We start from the raw sequence: 25315 nt of genomic DNA, 5'->3' as shown, positions 1-25315 counted from the left end.
ATGGCCCGCGCAGAAATTGCATGGGCTTGCCCGCCGTTTATTTGCAGTCGCGTTACTTCCGCCGTTTTTACTTTGAGTACCCCGCCCATTATCGGCCCCGAGGCCTTACCCGCCCTGGCCGAGCGCCTGCAGCTAGCCCCACCGAGCCGCCTCTTCGTGCTAGCCGATGCCAACACGGCGCGCGATTGCTACCCCCACCTGGTGCCGCATCTGCCGGCCCACGAACTGCTAACCATCGCGGCCGGCGAGGCACATAAAACGCTGGCTACCTGCACCGACGTGTGGGCCTGGCTGACCCAGCACGAGGCTGACCGCCACGCGCTCCTCGTGTGTCTGGGTGGCGGCGTAGTCACCGACCTGGGCGGTTTTTGCGCGGCAACTTACAAGCGCGGCCTGCGGTGCGTGGGCGTGCCCACCACGCTGCTAGCCCAAGTAGATGCGGCGGTAGGGGGGAAGACCGGCGTTGATTTTCAGGGTTTCAAAAATCACATCGGCGTCTTTCAGGAGCCGGAAGCGGTGTTTATGGAGCCGGCTTTCCTAGGCACGCTGCCGGCCGGCGAGCTGCGCTCGGGCTACGCCGAAGTCATCAAGCACGCGCTCATTGCCGATGCGGCGGCTTTTGCCGAGCTACGGGGCCTAGCGGTGGCCGCCGTGCCCGACTGGACGCCCATTATCCGCCATTCGGTGGCTATTAAGGAGAAGATTGTGGCCCAGGACCCGCACGAGAGCGGCCCGCGCAAGCTGCTCAACTTTGGCCACACCGTGGGCCACGCCCTCGAAAGCTACCTGTTGGCCCGGCCCGGCCGCGCCGTGCGCCACGGCGAAGCCGTGGCGGCGGGCCTGCTGTGCGAAAGCTGGCTAGCCACTCAGCGCGGCCTGCTCAGCGCCGATGAGCTGGCCCAGGTGCGCGAGGTGGTAGGCGCCTCCTTTGCGCCGCTAGCCTTTGCCGAAAGCGAAATCGACGAGATAGCTGCTTATGCCCGCCACGATAAGAAAAACCGGGGTGATATTATCAAGTGCACCTTATTAACCGGTATCGGCCACGGAATCTTTGACCAGGCCGTGACGGTGGCTGAAATTGCTGCCTCACTGCGCGCTTACCTGAGTAGGTAGACCGGAGTGGCACGCCGTTTTCGACCGCCCCGGAATTGACTTTTTGCCCCTAAAACCGGAGTGCCACTCCGGTTGACCTGCCTTATGACCATTCAACCCCTGCGCTGGCCGGGCGGCCCGCTGGCCGGCACTGCCCACCTGCCCGCCTCCAAAAGCGAAGCCAACCGCGCCCTGCTGCTGCAAAAGCTGGCCGGCGGCGGCACGCTCGCCAACCTCTCTGAGGCCAACGATACCGTGCTGATGCAGCGCCTGCTAGCCCAGGCTGCCATCACCGACCACCTCGACGCCGAAGACGCCGGCACCGTGATGCGCTTCCTGACGGCCTACCTGGCCGTGACCGGCTGGCGCGGCACTCTCACCGGCGCGGCCCGCATGAAGCAGCGGCCCATTGCCATTCTGGTCGAGGCGCTGCGCTCGCTAGGGGCTAGCATTGCCTACGTGGAGCGCGAAGGCTACCCGCCGCTGCGCTTTGGCGGGCAGCCGGTGGCGGCCCCGGCCGGCCAACTGGCCGAGCTGGCGGTGCGCGGCGATATCAGTAGCCAATACATTTCGGCCCTACTGATGGTGGGGCCCACGCTGCCCGGCGGCCTGCGCCTGCATCTCACCGGTGAGGTTGGCTCGCGGCCATATATCGAAATGACGATTAAGCTTATGCGCCACTTTGGGGCCACGGTTGGCGAAGTGGGGCCCGCCGTAATCGAGGTGCAGCCCGGCGGCTACCGCCCGGCCGACTACACGGTGGAGAGCGACTGGTCGGCGGCTAGCTACTGGTATGCCCTGGTGGCATTGGGTCCGGCTGGCTCGGCCACTGTGCTGCCGGGGCTGCGGCGCGCTTCGTGGCAGGGCGACCACGTTATTCAGCACCTGATGCGGCCGCTAGGGGTGGCCACCGAGTTTTTGGCCGATGGGAGCGGGGTGCGCCTCACGCAGGTGCTGATGGCGCAGGCCACGCCCGCGCCGCCGGTTCTTGATTTCACCGACTGCCCCGACCTAGCCCAGACCGTGGCCGTGGTGGCCGCCGCCCTCGGCCGCCCCCTGCGCCTGAGCGGCCTGCACAGCCTGCGCATCAAGGAAACTGACCGCATCGCCGCTTTGCAAACCGAGCTGCGTAAGTTTAGTGCCGACATGCCGGAGGTCGAGCCCGGCGTATTTGAAGTGCAGGCGCCTGTTTTTCAAGTCGATGGCCAAGCGATTGCTACCTACGACGACCACCGCATGGCAATGGCCTTTGCGCCGCTAGCCATGCGCGGGCCGCTGCTGGTGCACGAGCCGCAGGTGGTGCGCAAGTCGTACCCCAGCTTCTGGCGGGCACTGGCGGCCGTGGGCATGCAGGTGGGCTAGCCCAGATAAAGCATTAAAACTTCGTTTGCCATTGCGAGCGCAGCGCGGCAATCGCAGATAATTATGGCACTTTTATCGCTTCAAATATGAATTATTACGAGTTGAGCGCCGCCGTGCTGGCTAGCGGCCTGCTGCTGGCGAGCTGCCAGTCGAAGCCCGGCACCGGCGAAGCGGCGGCCGGCGACCCGGCCGAAGTCGTTTGGCATTCAGATGCTTACACGGTGTATCGCGACAGTGTGGTGCAGGGCCCCAGCCACGCCCGCGCCGTGTCGGCCACCGAGCTGCACTCCAACTACCGCAGTCCGGCCAACGAAACGCAGAGCCCGCAAATCACTTTCAAGTTCAGCCTCAACGGCAAGGACAACGAGCTGCCGCCCGGCCAAGACAACGTGTTTCTGGCCCTGCCCGCTACGGCCGGCGCGGCCATCGAAACGCCGGTTATTGCCTTTGGCCAGCGCTACGTCGATGCCCGGCCCGTGCCCAGCGGCCAGTACTTAGCGCCCAATACCAAGGTGAAAATCCGTCTCGACCTGCGGCCGGTGCTCGACGCTTTTGCCAAGCAGGGCTTCTACACTACTTTCAAGGGCGAAAAGATTTATAAGCAGGACTTTAAGAAAGTCTTTGTGGCGGGCACGCCGGCCCCGCTGAGCTGGGACTTTGACAACCTCGTGAACAAGCCGGAGCTGGAGATGCACGACCCCGACGGCAAGGGCATCTACGAGGTAACGCTGACGCTCAACCAGCCGGCCGCCGCCAAAACCACGGCTCAGCAGTGGAAAAAGACCATTGCCACCGACGATTTTCCGCAGTATAAATCCGATTACCCCCTAGCCGACGCGCTTTACAACCTGGCCCTGGAAGAAGCCCGCCGGGCCGTGGAGCCCGACAGCACCTTCCGTACCGGCAAGGAGTGGGCGGGCGTGTGGACGCGCGACATCAGCTACTCTATTATCTTGGCCCAGGCCACGTTGCAGCCCCAGTCGGCCATGAAAAGCCTGCTGCGCAAGGTGAGCCCCGAGGGCCGCATTATTCAGGACACGGGCACCGGCGGCGCCTACCCGTGCTCGACCGACCGCGTGGTGTGGGCCGTGGCGGCCTGGGAAATCTACAAAGTGACCGGCGATGAGGCCTGGCTGCGTAAAGTATACCCGGTCATTAAAAAGTCGCTCGAAGAGGACGCCCAGAATGCCTACGACCCGGCTACCGGCCTCGTGCGCGGCGAGTCGTCGTTTCTCGACTGGCGCGAGGAAACCTACCCGCGCTGGATGCAGCCGGTCGATATTTACCAGAGTGAGAACCTGGGCACCAACGCCGTGCACGCCCAGGCCAACACGGTGCTGGCCCTCATGGCGCGGCAGCTCGGTGACGCGGCCGTGGCTAGCCGCCACGAGCAGGCCGCAGCGACCATTAAGCAGGCTATTAATCAGCACCTGTGGCTCGATAAGGCCGGCTACTACGGCCAGTACCGCTACGGCCGGGTGTTTCCGGTGGTATCGCCCAAGGCCGAGGCGCTGGGGGAGGCCCTGAGCGTGCTGTTTGACGTGACTGACCCTGGCCGGGCTAAAATGGTGGTGGAGAAAACGCCCACCGTGCCATTTGGCATCTCGTGCATCTACCCGCAGATTCCGGGCATTCCGCCCTACCACAACGACGCCGTGTGGCCCTTCGTGCAGAGCTTCTGGGCGCTGGCCGCCGCCAAGGCCGGCAACGAAGCCTCGCTCATGGAAAGCATTGCCGCCGTGTACCGGCCGGCCGCGCTGTTTCTGACCAATAAAGAGAATTTTGTGGCCGGCAACGGCGACTTTGCCGGCACCCAGATTAACTCCTCCAACATGCTTTGGAGCCTCTCGGGCAGCCTGGGGCTGGTGTACAAGGTACTGTTTGGCATGCACTACGAAACCGACCGGCTGGTTTTCCGGCCCTTCGTGCCGCAGGCCTTGCAGGGCGAGCGCAAGCTCCTGAACTTCAAGTACCGCAAGGCCGTGCTCACTATCGAGATGCTGGGCTACGGTAATGAGATACAAGAGATTAAGCTCGACGGCCAGCCGCTGGCCGGTGCCGCCGTGCCGGCTAGCCTCACCGGCGCCCACGCGCTGCGCATCATCCTCAAGAGCCAGGCCCCGGCGGCAGCGAAAACCAACCGCGTGGCTAACCTTTTCAGCCCCGAAACGCCCCAGGTGACCCTAGTGGGCAGCCAGCTCAGCTGGCCCGCTATCAAGGACGCCCAAACGTACCGCGTGCTCAAAAACGGCCAGCCCGTGAACGCCAGCGGCGCGCTCACCTACGCGGTGCCGGCCGGCGGCTACGCCGAATACCAGGTTATAGCCATCGACAACAAGGGCCTGGAGTCCTTCGCCAGCGAGCCGCTGCCGGTGGGCGCGCCCGCCACCGAGGTGCAGCTCGAAACCGTGGCGCCGGCCGCTAGCTATGCCTACAAAGGCTTCAGCGGCAAGGGATTCATAGAAGTGAGCACGGCCAAGAACCCGCGCCTCATCATCCCGGTCGAGGCGCCCGAGGCCGGCCTCTACGCCCTCGATTTCCGCTACGCCAACGGCAACGGGCCCATCAACACCAATAACAAGTGCGCCATTCGCACCCTGCGCGATGCGAACGGCGCGCTGCTCGGCACCGTGGTGCTGCCCCAGCGCGGCGTCGACGAGTGGAGCAACTGGGGTTTCTCGAACCCCATTCTGGTGCGCCTGGCCAAAGGCAAAAATGCGCTGGCCCTCACCTTCGAGCCGGCCAACGCCAATATGAATGGCGCCGTGAACCAGGCCATGCTCGACTACCTGCGCGTGCGAAAAGTGAGCAAGTAGCGCGGACTTGTAGTCCCATAGCCAGCGCCCCCTCGCGCGGACTAAAAGTCTGCGCTACCATGCGCTACCAGCTGCTCGCAAAGACAAACAGAAGTACTTTTGCTGGCCATGACCGACGCCGAATTTGACCTCTTAGACGAATTATATTTTGTGACGCCTTTTCGGGCGCTGCGCGAAAAAACCGGCCTGCCCACGCCCGAGCTGCTAGCCCTGCTGGGTAGCCTGCTTGAGCGCGGCCTGGTGCGCTACTACTGGCCCGACCCCGACACCGAGCTGGCTTACGAGCCCACGTCCTTCGGCGCGCTGGGCCAGGATGCCAGCTACCTGGCTTCTAAGGAGGGGCTGCTTCAGCACAACACCCGCTAGCCGTGGCCGCCGCGCCCGCCCTGCCCGATGCCCTGCCGGCCGCGCCCGATACGGCCGTGGTGGTGCCCCCCCCGGTGCGCACGCCCGGCTACTACGTGCGCCAGCGCCTGTGGGCCAATCGCCCCGCCGTGGCCGGGCTGGTCTTCATCGGGCTATGCGCGCTGGTGGCGCTGCTAGGGTATTGGATACTGCCCGACCCGTCGCCCAACGCCAACAATGGGTTCGTACAGCTACAAAAGCAGCCGCCCGGCTTTACTGCCCGCTTCATCCGGCGCACTAGTACCGATTCGCTACGGGCCATAAATTCTCCGATAGCTGTGTGGTGGCGAGGAAAGATAGGAGTACTGGAAGTGCCTGTTGCGGAGGCTCAGAGTAACTCCCTAGTAATAGTGCCTTTGGTAGTCACGGGTGACCCGGCTCTTGGTCCAGTACACCTGGAACAGAAAAGTAATACTACTAAGCAACACCTTATTGTATCTAGTGTGCAAAAGCGCACTTACTGGCTAGGCACCGACAAAGCCGGGCGCGACGAACTGAGCCGCCTGCTGCTGGGCACGCGCATCTCGCTGGGCATCGGGCTGGTAGCGGTACTTATCTCGCTCATTATTGGCGTGGCGGTGGGCGCGGTGGCCGGCTACTTCGGCGGCTGGGTCGATAGCCTGCTGCTGGGCCTGATGACGGTGGTGTGGAGCATTCCCGGCATTATGCTGGTAATTGGCATTTCGCTGGCATTAGATAGTAAAGGCGTGTGGGTCAGCTTTGTAGCCGTGGGCCTCACCATGTGGGTCGACGTGGCGCGGGTGGTGCGCGGGCAGGTGCTGGGGCTGCGCTCGGCCACGTTTATCGAGGCCGGGCGGGTGCTGGGGCTGCCCACCAGCCGGCTCATCTTCGTGCACCTGCTGCCCAATCTGCGCGGGCCGCTCATCGTGCTGGCCACCAGCAATTTTGCCGCCGCCATCCTGCTCGAAGCCGGCCTGAGCTTCCTGGGCCTGGGCGTGCAGCCGCCTGCCCCCAGCTGGGGCCTGATGGTGAAAGAAGGCTACGACCTGCTCGGCACCGAGGCCGGCCTGTGGCTAACCCTGTTACCAGGCCTGGCTATCAGCTTATTGGTGCTGAGCTTTAATGTGCTGGGCAATGGCCTGCGCGACGCCTTCGACCCCAAAACGCAGCTTACCTAAGCTCGTCATTGGCTGCTTAGGCGGCTGGGCGTATTATTGTAGCGCCTTCCTGTTTATTCACCGCTGCCCGGCCTGTAAAGCCACCGGCCCTTTTCCTGCCCAATGCCCCAAACTGCCGCAGTAGCTGGCCTCGAAAAACGCCTCTTCCTGAAGGAGCGGGAGCTGGGCGCGCTGCTGGAAATCACCCAGGCCATCACCCACGATTCGGCCGAGGCAGATTTGTACAAAATATATCAGTTCACGCTCATCGGGCAGCTGGGCGTGCGCCGGCTAGCCCTCTACGTGCTCGATGAAGGCGCTTTTCGGCTGAAGGTGAACTTTGGTACCTCGCTGGCGGATGACTCGCACTTTTTGCCCGCCGAGGTGGCGGACTGGTGCCCCGGCCCCACGTGCCTGGTCAAAGACCTGAGTTTGGGCGCTGCCTGGCAAAATTTTGAGCTGCTGGTGCCCGTGCGCCAGCAGGAAGATGTGCAGGCGCTGGTGTTTGTGGGCACCATGCAGGGCGACTATGCCAGCCGCGAGGCTTTGTCGTTTCTCGAAACGCTGAGTAATATTCTGCTCGGGGCCGTGGCCAACCTGCGCCTGGCCCGCCAGCGCGAGGCTCTGCTGGTGGCCGAGGCCTCCGTGCGCCGCGAAATTGAGATTGCCCAGCAGGTGCAGCAATTGCTGTTTCCGCAGCACCTGCCCAATAATGCCCGCTACGCGCTGCACGCCACCTACCAGCCGCACACCGAGATTGGCGGCGACTACTACGACGTGGTCGAAATCGACCCGCACCGCCTGCTGGTGTGCGTGGCCGACGTGAGCGGCAAGGGCGTGCCGGCCTCGCTGCTGATGTCCAACTTTCAGGCGGGCCTGCGCACGCTGCTGCGCCAGGGCGCCGACCTGGTAACGATAGTGCGCGAGCTTAACCACCTGATTTTCCGTAATTCGGGCGGCGAGAAGTTCATCACGGCCTTCCTGGCCCTCTACGACCGCCGCACCCAGGTATTGGAGTACGTAAACGCCGGCCACAACGACCCGCTGCTGCTGCCCGATGCCGGCCCGCCCCAGCCCCTGCACGATGGTACTGTGATGCTGGGCATTATGCCCGAGCTGCCCCGCTTCAAGGTGGGGCTAGCCGCCATGCCGCCGCACTCGCTGCTCTTCATCTACACCGATGGTCTGACGGAGGTATTTGACGCCCAGCAACAGGAGTTTGGCGAGGGCAGCGTGCTGCGCGCCCTGAGCCGCAACCGCTATCTGCCGCTGCCGCGCCTCCACCAAGAGCTGCTGGCCTGCATCCGTGATTTCAACATCCACGGCGAGCGCTTTGCCGACGACGTGACGATGCTGAGCCTGCGGGTGAAATAAATACTGCAACCCCCGCTGCTCAGTGGCCGGCTGCCACCGCCCGCCTGCGGGCTCGACCGGCCGGGCGCGCGAGTGGCGGCACTGGCGGCCCGCCCGCTAGGCTTGCCCCGTCAATTGCCGAGCTGCTGAGACTTCGGTGGCCTGAGCTTCCTCCAGCCAGGTGCCGCAGCGGATGAGCATGGCCAGGGTCACGAAAAAGATGGAGCCTACTTTGTCGTTCTCCACCAGCTCGTTGAGAAACAAGTGCGAGAGGATAATAACGAACGATAAGCTCACCACCAGCACCACCCGGTGCAGCTCGGGGTAGGGGCGGGTGGCGTGGTAAAGGCGCTCGGCCGTGAGCAAAGTGGTGCCCACCAGCAGGCAAAACAGTGCAAAAGCCGGGATACCCTGCTCGGCCAGCTGAAGCAGAAAATAATTGTGCGCCGTCGAGCCCTCGTGGTTGGCGCTCACGTAGGTGCGGAAGCTCGACACCGTGTAGCGCTTGTAGGTGGGGTTGAAGGTCGAAGGTCCGCTGCCGGTCAGGGGTTTATCGGCAATCATGCGGGCGGCGGCCACCCAGCGGTATACCCGCTCCATGCCCGACACATCCTGAAACTTGTAGGTCGACTGGAGGTGCGCGGCGAGGTTGCCGCCGTGCCAAATGGTTTTCTCGAAATTGGGTCGGAAGCGCATAAAGTTCTCATTGCTCACGAAGTAGACGGTGGCTCCGGCCACCCCGAGCGCCACCCCCAGCAGCAGCACCCGCGTGAGGCGCAGCCGCATGACCCAGTACACCAAAGCTGCCTCCGGGAGCGACAGCCACGAGGCCCGCGTGTAGGACATAATCAGCCCAAACAGCAGCAGCAGCCCGGCCCCCAGCCACCGCCGCCGCCGGCCCGGCGTGGTGGCCTGCGCCGCCAGCCCCCCGCAAATGGCAGCAGCAGCGCCAGCGTAGTGGCATAAATAACGTGGTTGGTGTAAAAAGGCTGAATCGGCCAGTTAATCTTGGCGAAGCTAAAGCCCACGCTGGCCTGGCGCGGCAGCACCCACAGCAGGCTCACTACCGCGCCGCCCACGTAGCAGGCGGCTAGCCGCCAAAAATCGGCCGGGCGCCGCAGCACCAGCAGCGACCCCAGCAGAAACGGCGCCAGATACCAGCACTTGGCCAGCAGGTATTTGACAGACTTGAGCTTATCGACCGAGAAAAAAGTGTCGAGTGTGGCCCAGGCGAGCAGCATTAGGGGCAGCACCAGCAGCGGGTGGCGCCACTCGCGCGGGGCTAGCTGGCGCAGGCCGCCGGGGCCCAGCAGCAGCGCCAGCGGCACGCAGCCCAGCAGCGCCAGCATCAGCGGCTCGGAGGGCACGTCCATTTTCAGCCCGCCCGGCAGGCTGATTTCGTGCGAAAAGGCCAGGGTCAGAAACAGCCCGTAGTACAGCCACTGCCAGCGGGTGAGGGCCAGCACCAGCGCCGGCACGGCCAGGGCGGGCACCAGCAGCGCCGGCTGCCGCAGCCCGGCCGCCAGCACGCCGCCCAGCAGCAGCAGCGCCACGAAGCCCAGAAACAGCTGCTGGCTGGCATCGGCGGGCCGCAGGCGAAGCAGGAGTTGGCGCATTAAATTCAGGTAGCAAGTAGCAGTGAGCAGGTGGCACCCAGCGGATATCAGCCAGCAATAAACCCGCCGCAGTTATCAGCCAACAGTTAATAAGGAGTGATAAGTGACCACTAGCTAATCGGTGATTGCAGATGGCCGGCGGCGGTATAGTTCGAGCAGCAGGATGAGGAATACCGAGAGCGCGAACGTAATCACCACCGAGCCTAGCACGATAAGCGTGCGGAAGGGCTTGCTTTTGCGCGTGGCCGGGTAGGCCTTTTGCACCAGGTAAAGCGACGACACCCGGCTGCGCAGGGCCGTTTCAGCCTGCTCAAACGCGCCCTGTGACCCTACGTAGCGCGATTGCAGGTCGGCCAGGCGCGAGGTGAGTAGATTTACCGAGTCGGCGCCTTTGGTCCAGTTTTCGAGGTTTATCACGTTGCCACCGTCGGCCTGGGTGAGGCCACGCAGGGCCCGGCGCAGGCTAGCCGCGTTGCCGGGGCCGCCGGCCTCGGCCATGCGCAGCTCTTTTTCGGTGTCAATCACGGCTTTGCCCAGGTAGCGGCCCTGCTGCTCCAGGCCAAAGATGCCGTAGCGGCGGCGCGCCGCAATGAGGCGCTGGCGGGTGCGCTCGTAGCTGGCCCCGAGCTGGCCCGAGCGCTGGCGGTAGATTTCGAGCACGTTGCGGCGGTTCACCAGCGTCAGCTGCTGGTTAATGGAGTCGATGGCCGTTACCATGGCATTGGCCACGGCGGCGGCCAGCTTCTTGTCGCGGTCCTCAAACGTGAGCTCGATGGCGTCGCGCTCGTTGTGCACAATGCTCAGGTTGCTGTTGAACTCGGCCAGCGTATTGTTTTCCACCGCATCGGTGCCGGGCTGGCCGATGTGGTAATGCTCGTAGAGATTGAAGCGGCGAATCATTTGCTCGGCCAGGGGCAGCGACTGCCCGATGGTGAGCACGCGGTCGAGGTCTTCGGAGCGAGCGCCCACCTCCAGTTTCGAGCCCTCCACCAGGCGGTCGGGGTCGGTACTCTGGGGCGAAGTAGGCAGAAAAACGGCCGTCGAGCTGTAAATATTGGGCAGCGACCACGCCACCACGGTGCTTATTACGGCGGCCAGGCCCAGCGCCAGCCCCAGCAAGTATTTCCAGCGCTGAAAGATGCCCCGCAGGCCAGCCGCGGAAAAAGGGAGAAGCGAGTCAGAAGGCATAAATAAAGTAAACGAAGCTAGCGGCGAGCGCCGGCTCGTGGCAGCAACGGGCAAAGATAAACTGCCCGCCGCCCTGGCAGCGGCTTTATCTTTGTGTTTTCACCGCACTGTAGGCTAGTTTCTTTTGCGCACCAAACGCTTTCTCGGTACCATCAGCCTGGCCGTGGCTCTCAACCTGCTGGTGAAGCCTGGCTGGGTGCTGCTCGAGAATATCGTGCAAGACCGGCTGGGCCACGGCACGTTTGGGCTCATTGCCGCCTGCTCGGCCCTGGCCGTGGTAGTGGCCACTTTTGCCGACCTGGGCCTCACGCAGTTCACCGTGCAGCGCCTGGCCGCCGAGCCCACCTTTGCCGATAGTCAGTTTCCGACGCTGTTTCCGCTGCGCGGGCTGCTCACGGGGGCTCGCTGCTGGCGCTGCTGGCGCTGGGCTGGGTGCTGGGCTACCGGGGGCCGCAGCTCGGCCTGCTGGCGGCGGTGGGGGCGGGGCTGCTGCTCACGCAGTACGGGCAGTTTCTGCGGGCGCCGGTGCAGGCCCGGCAGCACTTTAATACCGATGCGCTGCTCTCGGTGCTCGAAAAGCTGCTGGCGCTAGCCTTGGTGGCGGGCCTGCTGGCGGGCGGGCAGCTGAGCCTGCGCGCCTACGTGGGGGCGCGGCTAGTGGCGGCGGGCTTCACGGCGGCGCTGTTTTTGGGGCTGCTGCGGCGGCTGTTTGGGCGGCTGCCGCACCGCTGGCCCCGGCGGCGGCTGGCGGGGCGGCTGCTGCGCGGCAGCCTGCCGTTTGCCTTCATTGCCTTGCTCTACGGCATCAACGAGCGGGTGGATATGGTGCTGCTCGAACGGCTTTCGTCGGCCCGCGAGGCGGGCTACTACGCCGGCGCCTACCGCTGGCTCGACGCCGCCATGATGTATGCCTGGACAGTGCTGCCGCTGTTTTTTGCCCGCTTTGCCCACGCCGCCGCCCGGCCCCGTGAGCTGCGCCGGCTGCTGTGGGTGGGCCAGCGCGTGGTGGCCGTGCCGCTGCTGCTGGTGGTGGCCTTCGTGCTATTTCGGGGCGAGGTGCTGTTCTGGCAGTTTGGCCACAGCACGGCTCCCGAAGTAGCGCACATGGCTTTGTGCCTTAAGATTTTATTTCTGAATGTGCTGGTCAATGCCTTTTTTGCCATTTACAGCACCTTGCTCACGGGCACGCGCCACCAGCAGCCGGTGAGCTGGCTCGTGGCTTTCAGCATTGGCCTCAACCTCACGCTCAATCTACTCTTATTGCCCAGCTTTGGGGCCGTAGCTGCCGCCCTCAATACCCTCGTGAGCGGCGTGCTGGTGTCGGGCGGCTACGTGTGGCTGGTGGCGCGGCGCATGGATATTGCGGTGCCCTGGCACCTGCTGGCGCGGCTGGCGCTGGCCTTTGGGCTGCTGTGCGGCGCCTGGTACCTGGCCCGCACCCGGCTAGCCCTGCCGTGGTGGCTGGAGGCGGGGCTGATGAGTGCTTGCTTTGCCGGGCTGCTGCCGCTCACCGGACTGGTGCAGCTGCGTGAATTGCGCCAATTGCGTCCTGGCCCACAGAAAGGCTAGGCCGGGGCCTGCATAATATTTGCGGGGTAGGCAGCGGCGGCAGTTTGCCCGGCGGCCCTAGTTTTGGGCTTTAGAAAAAAGTTGGTGTTCCTGATTCGGCGTCCGCTTCTTCCGCCGCCAGTACCCTAGCCCCGCCCATGCACATCGCCGTCACGACCCGCTTTCTGCTGCCCGGCGGCCACCTCGAAGGCTTGGGGCGGTACACCTTCGAGGCCTTGCGCTGCCTGGTGCAACAGCAGCCCCAGTGCACGTTTCATTTCCTTTTCGACCGTGCCTACGACCCGCGCTATCTGCTGGGCCCCAACGTAGTTCCGCACGTGCTGCTGCCCCCGGCCCGCCACCCGCTGCTGATGCTGGCCTGGTACGAAGGCGCGGTAGCCCACTGGCTGCGCCGCCATCGCCCGGCCGCTTTGCTTTCGCCCGAAGGCTTTACGGTGCTGGGCACCAGCGTGCCGCGCGTGGTGGTGGTGCACGACCTGGCTTACCTGCACCGGCCCCAGGACATCGGCTGGGCTATGGCGCGCTATTACGCTTATTTCCTGCCGCGCTTTGCCCGCGCCGCCACCCAGCTGGTGGCCGTGTCCGATGCCACGCGCCAGGACATTGCCCAGCAATACGGGCTGGCGGCCCAAAATATTTTGGTGGCCCATAATGCGCCGGCCCGGCACTTTGCGCCGCAGCCGGCCGCCATGCAGGCAGCCACGCGCCAGCGCTTCAGCCACGGCCAGCCGTATTTTTTGTTTGTCGGCGCCTTGCAGCCGCGCAAAAACCTGCGCAATCTGCTGCGGGCCTTTGCGCTGTTTAAGGCCGAGGGGGCGCGGCGGCCGGCCCGGTGCGCCTGCTGCTGGTGGGCCGCACGGCCTGGAAGGCAGGACCAGTATTTGAGGTATTCCGCCGCCTGCCGCCCGCCGTGCAGGCCGCCGTCGCTTTTACCGGCCGCGTGAGCGAGGCCGACCTGGCCGACCTCTACGCGGCGGCGCTGGCCACGGTATATGTGCCTTTCTTTGAAGGCTTTGGCCTGCCGGTGGTGGAGGCGCAAGCTAGTGGCTGCCCGGTGCTTACCGCCAATGTATCGTCGCTGCCCGAGGCGGCGGGCGGGCCGGCGGCGGCAGTGCTCTGCGACCCTCACCAGCCGGCGGCCATTGCCGAAGGCCTGCGCCGGCTAGCCCACGATGAGCTTTTGCGCGCCCGCCTGCGGACCGCCGGCCTAGCCAATGCCGCCGGCTTCACCTGGGAGCGCACCGCGCAGGTGCTGTGGCAAGCCGTGCAGCTGGCTATGCAAAGTGGGCAGCCGGTACTAAGTGACGCGCAGTGAGCCAGGGCCAGGGCTGAGCGGCGGGCTAGCCGGCTCCAGATTTTATATTTGTCGCTCTGCGTAATATAGCCCGTAGCTATTATCTGCTCACTGCTCATTAATTAATTGTTCACTGCGAATGGCTCGTCCGCACCCGCACCACTTTGCTTACCTCATGCTGCCGCAGCTGGTGTGGCGCCGGCCCGGCGCCGTGCGCCGCGAGCTCGGCGACCCGCTGCTGGCCCGCGAGCTGCTGCTGTATATGTGGGACAAAGCCGCCGAAAGCCTGCCCCCGCGCGAGCGGGTGCCGCCCCGGGGCCTGCACCTGAGCTGGCACCAGGTGGCGGGCCGGGCCACGGCACTGCTGCAGCTGCCGCCCCCCCTGGCCACCGGCGAGGCGCACCTGGCCGCCATTGTGTACGAGCAGGCCGAGGCCGACCCCGACGACCACTCGCGCATCCCCGACGACGACGATGAGGACGAGGCCGACGACCTGCCGCCCGACGAAGCCCTGCCGCGCTATTTCCTGCTCGAAGCCACCCTGGGCCGCAGCCCCGAGGAAGCCGGCACGCCCACTATGCTGGGCGAGCTGCGCGGCGAGCACCACCGCCACCACGCGCCCGGCCCGCCGGCCGGCCGGCCCGATACGGCCGGCCGCTTTCTCCAGGCGCTGGCCGATTTGCTCGGCCCGCTCCCCGATAGCGTGCCCTTTATGCGCGTGGTGCGGGGCTAGGCTAGCGCTGCGCCGACCCCCCGATTACGGTGATGTCGTTGCCCGTTTCTGGAAAGTTGAAGAAGCCGCCCACGGCCTTTTTGCCATTTACGCGGCATTCCCAGTGGTAGCGGCCCGGCGTAGGCTGCGCGGCTAGGCCCTGCGTATTCTTGAAATACTCGGGGTCGCTGGGTTCGGTCGGGAAGAAAACGTCTACACCATTTTCGCCTTTCGCTATCTGCTTAGTAAGCAGATACTCCTGGCCGTTCTTCTCGTTAGTGACGATAAAGACGGCGGTGTAGCCACCCAGCGCGTTGTACTTATCCAGTACGCCCAGCTTGATGTAGGGCGTGGTTGAAACCATCCAGGTTTGGGCGTGGGCGCTCGACGCAAAAAGACTGCCGACCAGCAAAATCAATAGGACTGCCCCGCGCCGCAGCAGACCGGCGGGCAGCGGTAAAGTAGTAGAATAGTGTACCATTTAGAGAAAAAAAGTGAGAAAAAAGAGATGAAAGCTTCGCGGAAAAATAATACTGGCACAACTCGCCAAACGGCGGTCAATATAAGTGCATAGCTTCCAATTTCGCAACTCTCCGTTCTTTATTTAAGTTAAACCGGTAACTAGTATTTTACTTATTTCACTACCTCGTGACTCGTCGCCAGCAACTTGCGCAGGCCGCTGCTGAGGCCATGGCCCGCGCCCAGCGTTCGCTCGAAACCCGCTGCGGCCTCTGCGAGCGGGCCGTGCAGCAAACCACCCGCCACCACCTCGTGCCGCGCGAAGAAGGTGGCCGCCACGGCGCTACCGTAGACCTGTGCCAGCCCTGCCACAGCAGCGTGCACTGCTTCCTCAGCAACCGCGCCCTGGCTCGCCACTACCCTACAGTGGCGGCCCTGCGCGCCGCCGAAGAGCTGCAAGGCTACTTAAGCTGGGTTCGTAAAACCAGGGTAGAGAAGATTCGTAATCGCCGCGCCAACGGTTAGCCTTAAGTCCTTATCCAATGCCACTCGTTAATAGCCAAACTGCCGAAGGGCAGGCTGATAGCTCCCGCTATTTCGTGCCATTTGGGCAGCTGCGGCGGCAGCCCACTATTGTGGTCGATAGCACCGGGCTGGGCGCGGCGCTCACGCTGGCGCACTGGCGCGGGGCCGCTACGCCCGCCGCCCTGCGCGACGATACCAGCGCCGGCTCGTGCCTGCGCGCCCTGCACGCGCCCGCCACGCCGGGCCTGGAAGCCAGGGCCGTTACGGCCAATCACTTTGATATCGATGGCTTCATTGGGGTGTGGGCGATGCTGCACCCCGAGCTGGCCCCAGCCCACGAAACCTTACTGCGCCTAACGGCCGCGCTGGGCGATTTTCGCGAAATCGACTGGCAGCACCCCCTGGCCGACCACGCCCTGCGGCTAGCCTGCTGGCTCAATGCCGAGGAAAAAGCGCGCTTCTACGAGCCCTTCGGCGCGCCCGCCCGCCGTCGCCGCGAAGACGAGGCTTCGGCCGACAAGTTTGCCTGGTTTTTGCCGCGCTTCGCCGCGCTAGTGCAAAATGCCGAGGCCGGCCGCGCCGCCTGGGAGCCGGCATATACCCGCGTGCGGCAGGCCGCGGCCGCGCTGGAAGGTGTTGGCCCAGGCGCACTCACGCAGCGCCAGGAGTACCCTGAAATCGGGTTAGTAGTCCTCCGCACGCCCCGGCCGGTGCCATACTACGCGCTTTTTGGCCCTACGGCGGGCTTCGACTGGGTGCTGAGTGTGTACGACGGCCAGCGCTACGAACTGGAATGCAAATACACCACCTGGGTAGACCTCGCAAGCCGGGCCACGCTGCCCCGCCTGCCGCTGGCACCCCTGGCCGTCAGGCTCAACGAACTGGAAAAGAGTAACTACCGCTGGGCGGCCGACCCGCTCACCGACACTGGCCCGCTGCTGCGCCTGGCTGGCCGGCCGCTTACCAAAGCCGAGCGCTACGCCGACCCCGATGGCCGGCCCATCTACGCCTCTAGCCTGGTACCCAGCGTGATGGAGCAGGAGGTAGTGGCTTTTCTGCAAAAAGGCTACGCTGGTGTTCAGCCCAAAAAATACTGGACCTGGGCCGAGGTGCGGGCCGTCAGAAACGGGCAATAGATAGTAGCCTTGTTCTCAATTATAAGGAAAGCCCGGAAAAATCGTCGGTCCTGCGGAGCATATCGAAGCCTCGCTGCCGCATCGTTGAAGTACGAACCCTGGCGGCGCAGTAGCGAGGCTTCGATATGCTCCGCAGAACATTTTTTACAAGGAATTTACTGCAAAACAAGCCTAGCAGCGTGAACAGCGGGCTGTTTGCCAGTTGTCTTAATACCTATCCTCGCAGCTGATTTCGGTGCCCACCACATCGACCACGCGCACGGTGCTGTTGCCGCCGGCGCCAGGCTGCACGCGTATCTGAGTGCCGATGCGCTCCTTGAGGTCGGCCACGTGCGAGATGATGCCAATCATCTTGCCCGAATGCTGGAGGCGCTCGAGTGCATCGAGGGCCGTGTTGAGCGAGTCGGGGTCGAGCGTGCCAAAGCCCTCGTCGATAAACAGTGACTCGATACGCGCCTTGTAGCCGGCTAGCTCACTCAACCCCAGAGCCAGGGCCAGGCTCACCAAAAAACTCTCGCCGCCCGAAAGCGAAGCCATCGGGCGCACGGTATCGGCCTGGTCGTGGTCGATGATGAGCAATTCCAGGTTGCGGGTGGGCGTTTTGAGAATAGTATAGCGCGGCGTAAGCTGGCGCAGGCGCAGGTTGGCCAGCCGCGCCAGATGGCTGAGGGTGAGGCCCTGGGCAAACTGGCTGAACTTATCGCCCTTGGCCGAGCCGATTTGCTCGGCCAGGTCTTGCCAGCGCTGCTGCTCTAGCTGGCGCAGCTGCAGCTCGCGCAGGCCCTCGGCTAGTAGCTGGCGGGCGCTATCGTCTTGCACAAGCTGGTTGCTGACGGCCCCGAGCTTTTGCTGCAAAATATCATCGGCGGCCGACAGCGCGCTGAGCTGGGCCGTGAGCGCACCGGCGCTGAGTGGCGTGAGGCCTGCCTCGGCATGGTGCTGCTGCTCGGCCGTGAGGTCGGCCAGGCGGCGGGCAGCGGCGGCCGTGGCGGTGAGGTGGTCTTGGCGGCGCTCTTGCAAGCGCGTGGCCTCGGCGGGGGGCAGCAGCAGTGCCTGGGCAGCGGCCGCATCGGCAAAGCCAGCGGCGGCCAGCGCGGCGGCTAGCTCTGCCTGGTGTTCGGTGTGTGCCAGGCGGTGGGTGGCTAGCTGGGTCTGCATGGCGGCGTAAGCATTCTGTTGAATGGCCAGCTCCTGCTGCTGCTGGGTGTGCCGCTGCTCGGCCTGCCGGGCAGCATCGGCTAGCTGCTGGGTGTGGCGGCGCAGCTGCTCGGCCTCGGTGGCCGGGTCGGCACCGGCGTAGTGCGCCAGGCGGGCGGCTAGCTGCTGCTCCAGGGCCAGCTGCTGCGCATCCAGGTCTTCGCTAGTGGCGGCTAGCTGCCGGCGCTGCCGCGTCAGTTCCTCGCCGTGGGCTTTGTGCTGGGCGGTGCGCTCCAGCAGCTGGCCGCGCCCGGCTTCGAGCCTGGCGCGTTGGCCTTCGTAGTGCGTGGCCCGGTCTTCGAGCGTGGCCAGCAGGCCGTCGTAGGGTGGCCGGGCGGGCACCGCCAGCTGGTGCGGGCGCAGGATATCCTGCATGGTGTTTTGGTAAATAGCTGCCTGCTCGCGCCAGTCGGCCAGCTCCAGCGCCAGCTTGCTCAGTTCCGAGGCGGTAGCTTCCTGGCGCTGCACCAGCAGGCGCATCTCACTTTGCGCGTCGGTGGCCGACTTGCCGGCCGCCAAATATTTCTCGCGCAGAATGGCCAGCTTTTCATCCAGCGCAGCGAGCCGGCGTCGGCTGGCTACGGCGGCGGCCTGGGCGGTCGCTGTAGTGGCTAGCAGCGCGCGCACGGCGGCTGGGTCGGCGGGCTGGGGTGGAGTGGGAGCAAGCGGGGCGGCTAATTCCTGCGCCTGTCGGCGAGCAGCTTCGGCGGCCTCGGCGGCTTCGTGGCGCTGGTGCTGGCGCTGGCGCTGCTCGGTTTGGCGGCGGGTTACGTCTTGGGTTAGCGTGCGCAGCTCGGCGGCAAGGTCGGCCAGCGCTTGCTGCTGGGCTGCTACGCGCAGTTCCTGCTCGTTGGCATCGGCGGCAAAACCGGCGGCAAAAGCGTGGTCCAGCGCGCCGCACAGCGGGCATGGTTCGCCGGCCTGTAGCTGCTGGCGGTGGGTGTTCAGGTCGGCCAGGGCCTGCTGCGCGCGCAGCTCGCGCCGCAGGCTTTCCAGCAGGCGCTGCCCATCGGTTTGCCGCGCTTCGAGGTGGCGCACGGTGGTTTCGGCCGTTGCCAAAGCCGGCGCTTCCTGCGCAAGCTGGCTGGCTAGCTCGTTGGCCCGCGCCTGGTGCTCGTGGGCGGCCACGGCCTCTGGCAGCAGCAAGTGAAGGCCTTGCAAGTAAGTAGTGAGGTCGTCGGCACGCTGGGCCAGCTCGGCGGGCGTGGTGCCGTGCAGCAAGGCATCGCGCTCGGTGCGGCAGGGCTGGCCCTCATCCTTAATAGCTTGCTGCAGGGCTACCGCTTCGGCTTCGAACTGCCGCTGCCGGTTCAGGTCGGCAGCCACGGCCTGCTGAGTCTTGAGCAGTTCGCCGCGACGGGCCTCGCGCGTAGCCGCTTCCTTTTGAGCGCCTTGCAAGTCAATAATCTCGCGGCCCAGCACGTTGAGCTGGTTTTTCAGGTCGGTTTCGTGGCTGTGAGCAATCAGCCAGCTCTCCAGCGCGGTGTGCTGCTCGGCTAGCCCACGCAGCTCTTGCACCTGCTGGTGCCAGGCCGCCTCGGCCAGCTGGTGGGTAGCTTGGTTTTCGGCATGCGCGGTCCGGCTTTTGTGCAGCTGCTGGCGCGTGGTGGCAATGGCGGCGTCCTGCAGCCGAGCGGTTTCCAGCACGGGGCGCAAGCCATCTTCCCGGCTTTGGGCGGCGAGGTGGGCCGTAGTAGCTTCTTGCAGCACCGCAGCGGCGGTAGTAGTGGCCGTGGCCAGGCTGGGCAGGGCGAGCTGCAAGTGGCTCAGCTGCTCGGTGCAGCGCTGCAGCGTTTGGCTGGCTAGCTCGGCTAAGGCCAAGGGCGTGGCCAGCTCCCTGGCATTGGCGCGCTCGTGGCCCGCTAGCCGGGCAAAGTCGGCCCGCAGGGCTTCATCGGTCTGCCGCAGGCTTTCTACTTCGCGGGTAGTATCGCGCAGCTGCTTGTCGAGCTGGTCGAGGATGGTGCGCCAGGTCAGGCACACGGTTAATTCCTGCTCTTCTTCGTGGTGCTGCTCCGCTTGCTCGCTCAGGGCATCGAGCTGGGCTTCCAAGGCGGCGCGCTCTGCGTCAGTGAGCAGGCGGGTGGCATCGAGGCGGGCAGCCAGTAGCTGGGTTTTCTGCTCTTCTTCCTTGGCTTTCTCAAACGCCGCTACCGACAGCCGCGAGTAGATGCCCACGTTGGTCATCTTTTCGAGCAAGGCGCTGCGCTCCCTCTCGGGGGCGTGCAGGAAGCGCGCAAATTTGCCCTGGCTCAGCAGCACGGCCTGCTCAAATTGCCCGAAGTCGAGGCCCGACAGCTCGCCCACCTTGGCCGGCACGGCCTCCTTGCCACTGATAACGGCTTCGCCCGAGGGGCTGAAAACCAGCGTCATGGCATCCTGGCCCAGCCCGCCTTTGTCGTCGCCGCGCGTTTTGCGCTTCACTTCCCAGCGCGAGCGGTAGCGCACGCGCCGCGTGTGGCCGGTGTCGGCGTTGGTTTCGTGCACCTCAAACTCGACCTCCGAAAACGCGGCCGGCGCGTGGCGGCTCACCATCTCGCCCACCTGGCGGTCGTGGCGCGGCACCCGGCCGTAGAGGCCCACCGCAATGGCGTCGAGCAGCGTGCTTTTGCCCGCCCCCGTGGGGCCGGTGATGGCAAATAAGCCCGTGTCGGCCAGCGGCGCCGCGTCGAACCGGATGAGGTAGGGCCCCGGCAGCGAGTTGAGGTTGGCAAAGCGCAGGCTGATAATCTTCATACCCAAAAATACGCCCTAGCCCGCGCTGGTAGCTGGGACGGGCGTATTTTTTTAGGAAGGACGGCTAGCCTACTTAGCCGGCGCGGCGGGGGCGGCTGCTTGTTGGCGGCGCGCATCTTCGGCCATATAATAGGCCATTTCCTGCTGGTAGGGTTGCAAGTCGAAGCCTGGCTTGGCACGAGCCACGTTCACGGCGGCCTGCTGAATGGCAGCGCGCTGCTCGGGTGTGCGCACCGCGCCGGTGGGGCTGGCCAGCATGGTGGCGTGGCAGGCGTCGAGTTGGGCTTCGAGGGTGGTAATCTGCTCGGCGGCCTGCTTGGGCAGCTTATCGGCCGGGGTGCGGTGCATCACCAGTTGGGCCGGTGCCGCCGACAATACGGCTGCCTGGGTAGCCGCAGCCTGCTCGGCAGTAGCTTGCGGAGTAGCAGCGCTTATCACCTGCTGGGGAGTAGCGGCCTTTTTGCCCGAAATTGCCTGGGCGCCCAGGCGCACGCCTAGTCCAACTAGGTTGACCAGGGCAGCCTGCGCCTGCGCCGGGCGGGCCGTGCTCATGCCAGCCAAAACGAGCAAGGGGAGTATTAGTTTTTTCATGGGATGCGGGAAAGAATAGGATGCAAATTACCCCTATTCCTCTCCAACAAACAAGCAAGGCTTGGGGGAATAACAAAGAATTATTTATTGGTTAAAATATTAGGCTTCTGCCTCACCGCCCCAGGCCAGCGGGTCGGCCTCGGCCAGCAGCTGGCGCAGCTCCTGAAAGGTGGCCGTGAGGGCCGCCGCGCGCTCGGGCGGCAGGCCCGCCACCCGCCGGCTGAATACTTCCTCTACCGTGAGCTCGTGGAGGTGCTCCAGGGGCGCATCAGCGCTGGGGCTGGTCAGGCCGGGCAGCTCGGTGAGGCGGTGGTGGCGGGCGCCGCGCGGAGCCAGCACGTGGGCGCGGCGCTCCTTCAGCACGGCTTGCACCCGGCGCTGCACCTCCGCTGTGGGCTCGTCGGCGTAAACGACTACATCGGCCCAGGCTACCAGGCTAAAGGCTTCGTTATCAAACGCCAGAATGGCCGCCTCTACTTCTGCCAGCTCGCCGTGAAAGCGTTGCAGGCGGCGCACTACCGGCACCGCCAGCGGCGTGATGGCCGGCGCCCCGGCCCCCGCAAAATCGAGTAGCAGCACTTGCTGCCGGTCGTCGGCCTCGGTGAAGGACAGCGGCACCGGCGAGCCCGAGTAGCGGATGTGCGGGCGCCCGCCCACCACCTGCGGGCGGTGCAGGTGCCCCAGCGCCACGTAGTCGAAAGTGCCAGGGAAGTGCTCGGCGCCCACCACGCCCAGCCCGCCAATGTGCACGTCGCGCTCGGCGCCCTCGCGGGCCTCGCCGCCGGCCGCGTAGAGGTGGCCTGTCGCCAGCACCGGCACGTCGTGCTCGCGCAGGCGGCGCACCAGGTCGTGCTCACTCAGGGTTTTATAATGCCCGGCAATGCTGTCGCGGATGCGCAGCTGGCGCTCGTCGGGCGTTTCGCCGGCCACGGCCAAGCGCAGGTCGCGGTCGCGCAAAAACGGTACGGCGCACACCACCAGGCCCGGCCGGCCGCTAGCCCCGGCCAGCTCGATAATCTGCTCGGCGGGGTCGGGCGGCACGCCCCCTACCACGTGAATGCGCAGCGCCCGCAGCAGCCGGCGGCTGGCGTTGAGTAGGGTGGGCGAGTCGTGGTTGCCGCCCACTATCACCACATCGCGGCAGCCGGTGCCTTGCAGGTGCACCAGAAAATCGTAGTACAGCTCCTGCGCGGCGTGCGAGGGCGTGGTCGTGTCGAATACGTCGCCGGCTAGCACCAGCGCCTCCACTCCTTCGGCCTGCACAATGGCCAGCAGCCAGTCCAGAAAGGCCTTTTGCTCGGTAAGGCGCTCGTGGCCGGTAAGAAAGTGCTGGCCCAAGTGCCAATCGGCGGTGTGCAGTACGCGCATTAACAGCAAAAACAGAATCTACCCAAAGATAAGCGGTCGCCAGGGTGGGCAACCACCAGTTGGTACTGCATATGCCGGCTGCAAAGCAGCGTGAGCTTTATAATTCGCGCTGCTTACCAGCTGCTACTGCGCCCGGTCTTTACGCCCGGTTACTGGCCTGCATATCCCGGAAGCGAGCGCCTGGCGGATGCAGTTATGGCCAGGAGGCGGCCAGTTATCCGGAAAACTATTGTGGCAGGCACGAGTATAAATAAGTACTTTATTTTAAGTGATATGACTGAAAAATTACTGCGCTTAAGTCGCCTTAGCAGGGAAGTTCTTACTAGAAATCAAGCTTCTGCCGCCGCCTTATGCGTAAAAGACTTGGCGTATTCCGGCTAGCCCAGCAGCAGCGCCGACTTTTAGTTTACGTAGACATACTTGATTATGAAAACAAGCAGCATTTTTGCCGTCGCCCTGCTAGGGCTCGGCCTTAGCTTTTCGGCCCACGCCCAAACGCCCGCCGTAGGTACCCCGAGCGCCATGCCTACCCCCGGCTCGCCCGCTACGCCGGCCGTGGGTACCATCGCGCCCGGTCCGCCCAGCACTATAATGCCGGGCACTGCATCGCCCGGCGCCACTGTGCCCGTCGGCGCGTCGCGCACCACCATGTATCCCAACGGGGTGCCGGCCCGCAACGCCGATGCCGGCACCCTGCGCTCCGACCAGCCCCTGGGCAGCCCGGCCACCTCGGGCTCGCAGCCCACGCGCCGCCTCAATACCCGCACCCGCCCCGGCACGAGCACCAACACCACAACCACACGCCCCTAAGCGCCAGCGGCAGCAAACCAACCAGAAAGCCCCGGCTACTGCTGCCAGTAGCCGGGGCTTTTTGTGCGTTAACAAGAGGCCGCTAGCCTATCTGCTTGCCGCTCATGGCCTGCTTGATGGAAATATTCATCACGCGCTCGGCAAATGGGCGGGTTAGCTCATCGAGCTCATCCATGCGCTTGAGGATGAGGTCACGGTCATTGCCTTTAAGGGCTTCGCGCAGCTCATCGGTTTTGGCGGTGGTGCTGCTTACTTCGGCGGCTGCGAGGTGCGCGGCATTCTTTTTCAGGAAGCGCTCGACCTGGTAGAGCAATTGCTCGGCGGCGGTACGGCCCTCGATGAGCAGGCGGGCAGCCACGTCTTGCTTGGCGTTGGTGAGCGAGTCCATGAGCATCTGCTCTACCTGCTCATCGGTGAGGCCGTATTGCGGCTTTATGTCCACCTGCTGGCGGGTGTTCGAGCGCAGCTCCACGGCTTCTACGCGCAGGATGCCGTCGGCATTGAGGAAAAAATTGACGTCAATCTTGGGTAATCCCGCTGGCATGGCCGGGATGCCGCTGAGCACAAACTCGCCGAGCTTGCGATTTTCGCTAACCAGGTCGCGCTCACCCTGGTACACGCCAATCTTGAGGTTCACCTGGCCATCCACGCTCGTGGTATACTGGCGCCCAGCCTTGGTCGGAATCTTGGAATTGCGCGGGATAATAGCGTCCATGAGGCCCCCCAGCGTTTCGATGCCCAGCGTGAGCGGCGTCACGTCGAGCAGCAGCACGTCGCGGCGGTTGCCGGCCAGAATATCCGCCTGAATGGCGGCGCCCAGCGCCACCACCTCATCCGGGTTGAGCGAATTATTAGCCTCTTGGCCGAAGAACTTCGACACCTCGCTGTGTACCAGCGGCACGCGCGTCGAGCCGCCCACCAGCAGCACCGCCTGGATGGCGGCGGGGGCTAGCCCGGCATCCCCCAGCGCCTGGCGGCAGGCCGCGATGGTGCGGTCTACGAGCGGGCGAATGAGGCCGTCGAACTCGGCGCGGGTGAGCGTGACGACGGTCACGCGCTCGTCGCCGTCGATAAGCTGGGTCGTGAAATCATCGTGCTGGCTGAGATAGCGCTTGGCCATTTCGGCGGCCAGGCGCAGCTGCTGCTGCAAGGCCGGGATTTTCGCAAAAGCGGGGGCGAGCTGGAACTTCTCCTGCCAAAACTCGACTACGGCGCGGTCCATATCGTCGCCGCCCAGCCAGGTATCGCCGTGGGTACTCAGCACCTCAAAAATGCCCTGGTGCAGGCGCAGGATGCTGATATCGAAGGTGCCGCCACCGAGGTCGTACACAGCCACGGTTTTCTCCTCGCTCGGGTCAAGGCCGATGCCGTAGGCCAGGGCGGCGGCGGTGGGCTCGTTCACGATGCGCAGCACCTCCAGGCCGGCTAGCCGGCCGGCGTCGCGGGTGGCCTGGCGCTGCGAGTCGTTGAAGTAGGCAGGCACCGTAATGACGGCGCGGCGCACCGGCGTTTTGAGGGCGTGCTCGGCGCGGTGGCGCAGCTCGCGCAGAATGTCGGCCGACAGCTCGATGGGCGAATAAAAGCGCTCGCCCACCCGCACTTTCACCAGGCCCTCGGTATCGTCGTCGATGACCTTGTAGCCGAGCTGGCCGGCGTGCTGGCCCAGGTCGCGGTAGCTTTTACCCAGCAGACGCTTCACCGAATAAATAGTGTGGGCGGGGTCCGAAAGCAGGAAGTCCCGGGCTTCATTGCCCACCAGCGGCGAGCTGCCATCGGCCGGAAAGTGCACGACCGACGGCACGATGGTGCCCCGGCCCAGGTCGTTGATAGCCGCCGGCTGGCGGGTTTCGGGGTGCACATAGGCCACCAGCGAGTTGGTGGTGCCCAGGTCGATGCCCACAATCAGCTCTTCCTGCTGAATGGCGCCGGTGGCGAGGTTGATGGCAACTTTAGCCATAAGAAAACAAG

Annotated in this window: 22 protein-coding genes; 14 read left to right on the top strand and 8 right to left on the bottom strand. The window is 64.8% G+C overall.

Features of this window, described 5'->3' with window-relative positions:
* The first annotated feature begins 72 nt into the window (after positions 1–72).
* The 6 genes from aroB (at position 73) to GKZ68_RS10025 (ending at position 8167) form a co-directional block, all read left to right on the top strand.
* Positions 73–1113, top strand: a complete 1041-nt coding sequence (gene aroB / locus GKZ68_RS10050) for a 3-dehydroquinate synthase (protein ID WP_254244243.1) — start codon at positions 73–75, stop codon at positions 1111–1113.
* Between the two features lie 84 nt (positions 1114–1197).
* Positions 1198–2454 carry a 3-phosphoshikimate 1-carboxyvinyltransferase gene (locus GKZ68_RS10045; protein WP_173114028.1) on the top strand — a complete coding sequence of 419 codons (1257 nt, stop codon included), beginning with the start codon at positions 1198–1200 and terminating at the stop codon, positions 2452–2454.
* Positions 2455–2540: 86 nt separating this feature from the next.
* Positions 2541–5270, top strand: a complete 2730-nt coding sequence (locus GKZ68_RS10040) for a glycogen debranching protein (RefSeq protein ID WP_173114025.1) — start codon at positions 2541–2543, stop codon at positions 5268–5270.
* 108 nt (positions 5271–5378) lie between these two features.
* Positions 5379–5636 carry a hypothetical protein gene (locus GKZ68_RS10035; protein ID WP_173114022.1) on the top strand — a complete coding sequence of 86 codons (258 nt, stop codon included), beginning with the start codon at positions 5379–5381 and terminating at the stop codon, positions 5634–5636.
* A gap of 2 nt (positions 5637–5638) precedes the next feature.
* Positions 5639–6814 carry an ABC transporter permease gene (locus tag GKZ68_RS10030; protein ID WP_254244242.1) on the top strand — a complete coding sequence of 392 codons (1176 nt, stop codon included), beginning with the start codon at positions 5639–5641 and terminating at the stop codon, positions 6812–6814.
* A gap of 102 nt (positions 6815–6916) precedes the next feature.
* Entirely contained in the window at positions 6917–8167 is a 1251-nt protein-coding gene (locus GKZ68_RS10025) for a PP2C family protein-serine/threonine phosphatase (RefSeq protein ID WP_173114019.1), read from the top strand.
* A gap of 96 nt (positions 8168–8263) precedes the next feature.
* Here GKZ68_RS10025 and GKZ68_RS10020 read toward each other — a convergent pair whose 3' ends face one another.
* The 3 genes from GKZ68_RS10020 to GKZ68_RS10010 all read right to left on the bottom strand — a co-directional run bounded on the left by GKZ68_RS10020 (position 8264) and on the right by GKZ68_RS10010 (position 10950).
* Positions 8264–8992, bottom strand: coding sequence for an O-antigen ligase (locus GKZ68_RS10020; protein ID WP_173114016.1), 729 nt, complete (start codon positions 8990–8992; stop codon positions 8264–8266).
* A 2-nt stretch (positions 8993–8994) separates the two neighbouring features.
* On the bottom strand, positions 8995–9762 hold the full coding sequence (locus GKZ68_RS10015; RefSeq protein WP_173114013.1) for a hypothetical protein: 768 nt from the start codon (positions 9760–9762) through the stop codon (positions 8995–8997).
* Positions 9763–9876: 114 nt separating this feature from the next.
* Positions 9877–10950 (bottom strand): hypothetical protein, encoded by a 1074-nt coding sequence (locus GKZ68_RS10010; RefSeq protein ID WP_173114010.1) that lies wholly within the window; start codon positions 10948–10950, stop codon positions 9877–9879.
* Positions 10951–11074: 124 nt separating this feature from the next.
* On the opposite strand from GKZ68_RS10010, the gene GKZ68_RS22055 reads away from it, so the two are divergent.
* The 5 genes from GKZ68_RS22055 (at position 11075) to GKZ68_RS09990 (ending at position 14546) form a co-directional block, all read left to right on the top strand.
* Positions 11075–11542, top strand: a complete 468-nt coding sequence (locus GKZ68_RS22055; RefSeq protein ID WP_254244241.1) for a hypothetical protein — start codon at positions 11075–11077, stop codon at positions 11540–11542.
* Positions 11425–12519, top strand: coding sequence for a lipopolysaccharide biosynthesis protein (locus tag GKZ68_RS10005; protein WP_367949228.1), 1095 nt, complete (start codon positions 11425–11427; stop codon positions 12517–12519). The genes GKZ68_RS22055 and GKZ68_RS10005 overlap by 118 nt, the downstream gene beginning before the upstream one ends.
* A 137-nt stretch (positions 12520–12656) precedes the next feature.
* Positions 12657–13463, top strand: coding sequence for a glycosyltransferase (locus GKZ68_RS10000; protein ID WP_173114004.1), 807 nt, complete (start codon positions 12657–12659; stop codon positions 13461–13463).
* On the top strand, positions 13352–13834 hold the full coding sequence (locus GKZ68_RS09995) for a glycosyltransferase (RefSeq protein ID WP_217275355.1): 483 nt from the start codon (positions 13352–13354) through the stop codon (positions 13832–13834). The genes GKZ68_RS10000 and GKZ68_RS09995 overlap by 112 nt, the downstream gene beginning before the upstream one ends.
* 118 nt (positions 13835–13952) lie before the next feature.
* Positions 13953–14546 (top strand): hypothetical protein, encoded by a 594-nt coding sequence (locus GKZ68_RS09990; protein WP_173113997.1) that lies wholly within the window; start codon positions 13953–13955, stop codon positions 14544–14546.
* A 1-nt stretch (position 14547) separates the two neighbouring features.
* Here the strand turns inward: GKZ68_RS09990 and GKZ68_RS09985 are convergent, their stop codons facing one another.
* Entirely contained in the window at positions 14548–15006 is a 459-nt protein-coding gene (locus tag GKZ68_RS09985; RefSeq protein ID WP_173113994.1) for a hypothetical protein, read from the bottom strand.
* Between the two features lie 167 nt (positions 15007–15173).
* Here GKZ68_RS09985 and GKZ68_RS09980 point away from each other — a divergent pair, with 167 nt between their 5' ends.
* Both GKZ68_RS09980 and GKZ68_RS09975 read left to right on the top strand, forming a co-directional pair.
* The gene (locus GKZ68_RS09980; RefSeq protein ID WP_254244240.1) at positions 15174–15509 is read left to right on the top strand and encodes an HNH endonuclease; all 336 of its coding nucleotides are present in this window, start codon (positions 15174–15176) and stop codon (positions 15507–15509) included.
* 17 nt (positions 15510–15526) lie between these two features.
* On the top strand, positions 15527–16645 hold the full coding sequence (locus GKZ68_RS09975) for a DUF6687 family protein (protein ID WP_173113991.1): 1119 nt from the start codon (positions 15527–15529) through the stop codon (positions 16643–16645).
* 207 nt (positions 16646–16852) lie between these two features.
* Here GKZ68_RS09975 and GKZ68_RS09970 read toward each other — a convergent pair whose 3' ends face one another.
* The 3 genes from GKZ68_RS09970 to GKZ68_RS09960 form a co-directional block, all read right to left on the bottom strand.
* Positions 16853–20578: an AAA family ATPase gene (locus GKZ68_RS09970; RefSeq protein WP_173113988.1), complete on the bottom strand. Its 3726-nt coding sequence runs from the start codon at positions 20576–20578 to the stop codon at positions 16853–16855.
* 69 nt (positions 20579–20647) lie between these two features.
* Complete coding sequence (locus GKZ68_RS09965) at positions 20648–21169, bottom strand: hypothetical protein (protein WP_173113985.1); 522 nt, start codon at positions 21167–21169, stop codon at positions 20648–20650.
* A gap of 99 nt (positions 21170–21268) precedes the next feature.
* Positions 21269–22537, bottom strand: coding sequence for an exonuclease SbcCD subunit D C-terminal domain-containing protein (locus GKZ68_RS09960; protein WP_173113982.1), 1269 nt, complete (start codon positions 22535–22537; stop codon positions 21269–21271).
* A gap of 426 nt (positions 22538–22963) precedes the next feature.
* Between GKZ68_RS09960 and GKZ68_RS09955 the strand changes: the two genes are divergently transcribed.
* On the top strand, positions 22964–23347 hold the full coding sequence (locus GKZ68_RS09955) for a hypothetical protein (RefSeq protein WP_173113979.1): 384 nt from the start codon (positions 22964–22966) through the stop codon (positions 23345–23347).
* A gap of 82 nt (positions 23348–23429) precedes the next feature.
* Here GKZ68_RS09955 and hscA read toward each other — a convergent pair whose 3' ends face one another.
* Positions 23430–25304, bottom strand: coding sequence for a Fe-S protein assembly chaperone HscA (hscA, locus tag GKZ68_RS09950; RefSeq protein WP_173113976.1), 1875 nt, complete (start codon positions 25302–25304; stop codon positions 23430–23432).
* Positions 25305–25315 lie beyond the last annotated feature (11 nt).

Origin of the sequence: Hymenobacter sp. BRD128 (genome assembly GCF_013256625.1) — a bacterium.
Taxonomy (GTDB): domain Bacteria; phylum Bacteroidota; class Bacteroidia; order Cytophagales; family Hymenobacteraceae; genus Hymenobacter.
This window is presented reverse-complemented; position numbering and strand designations above follow the sequence as displayed.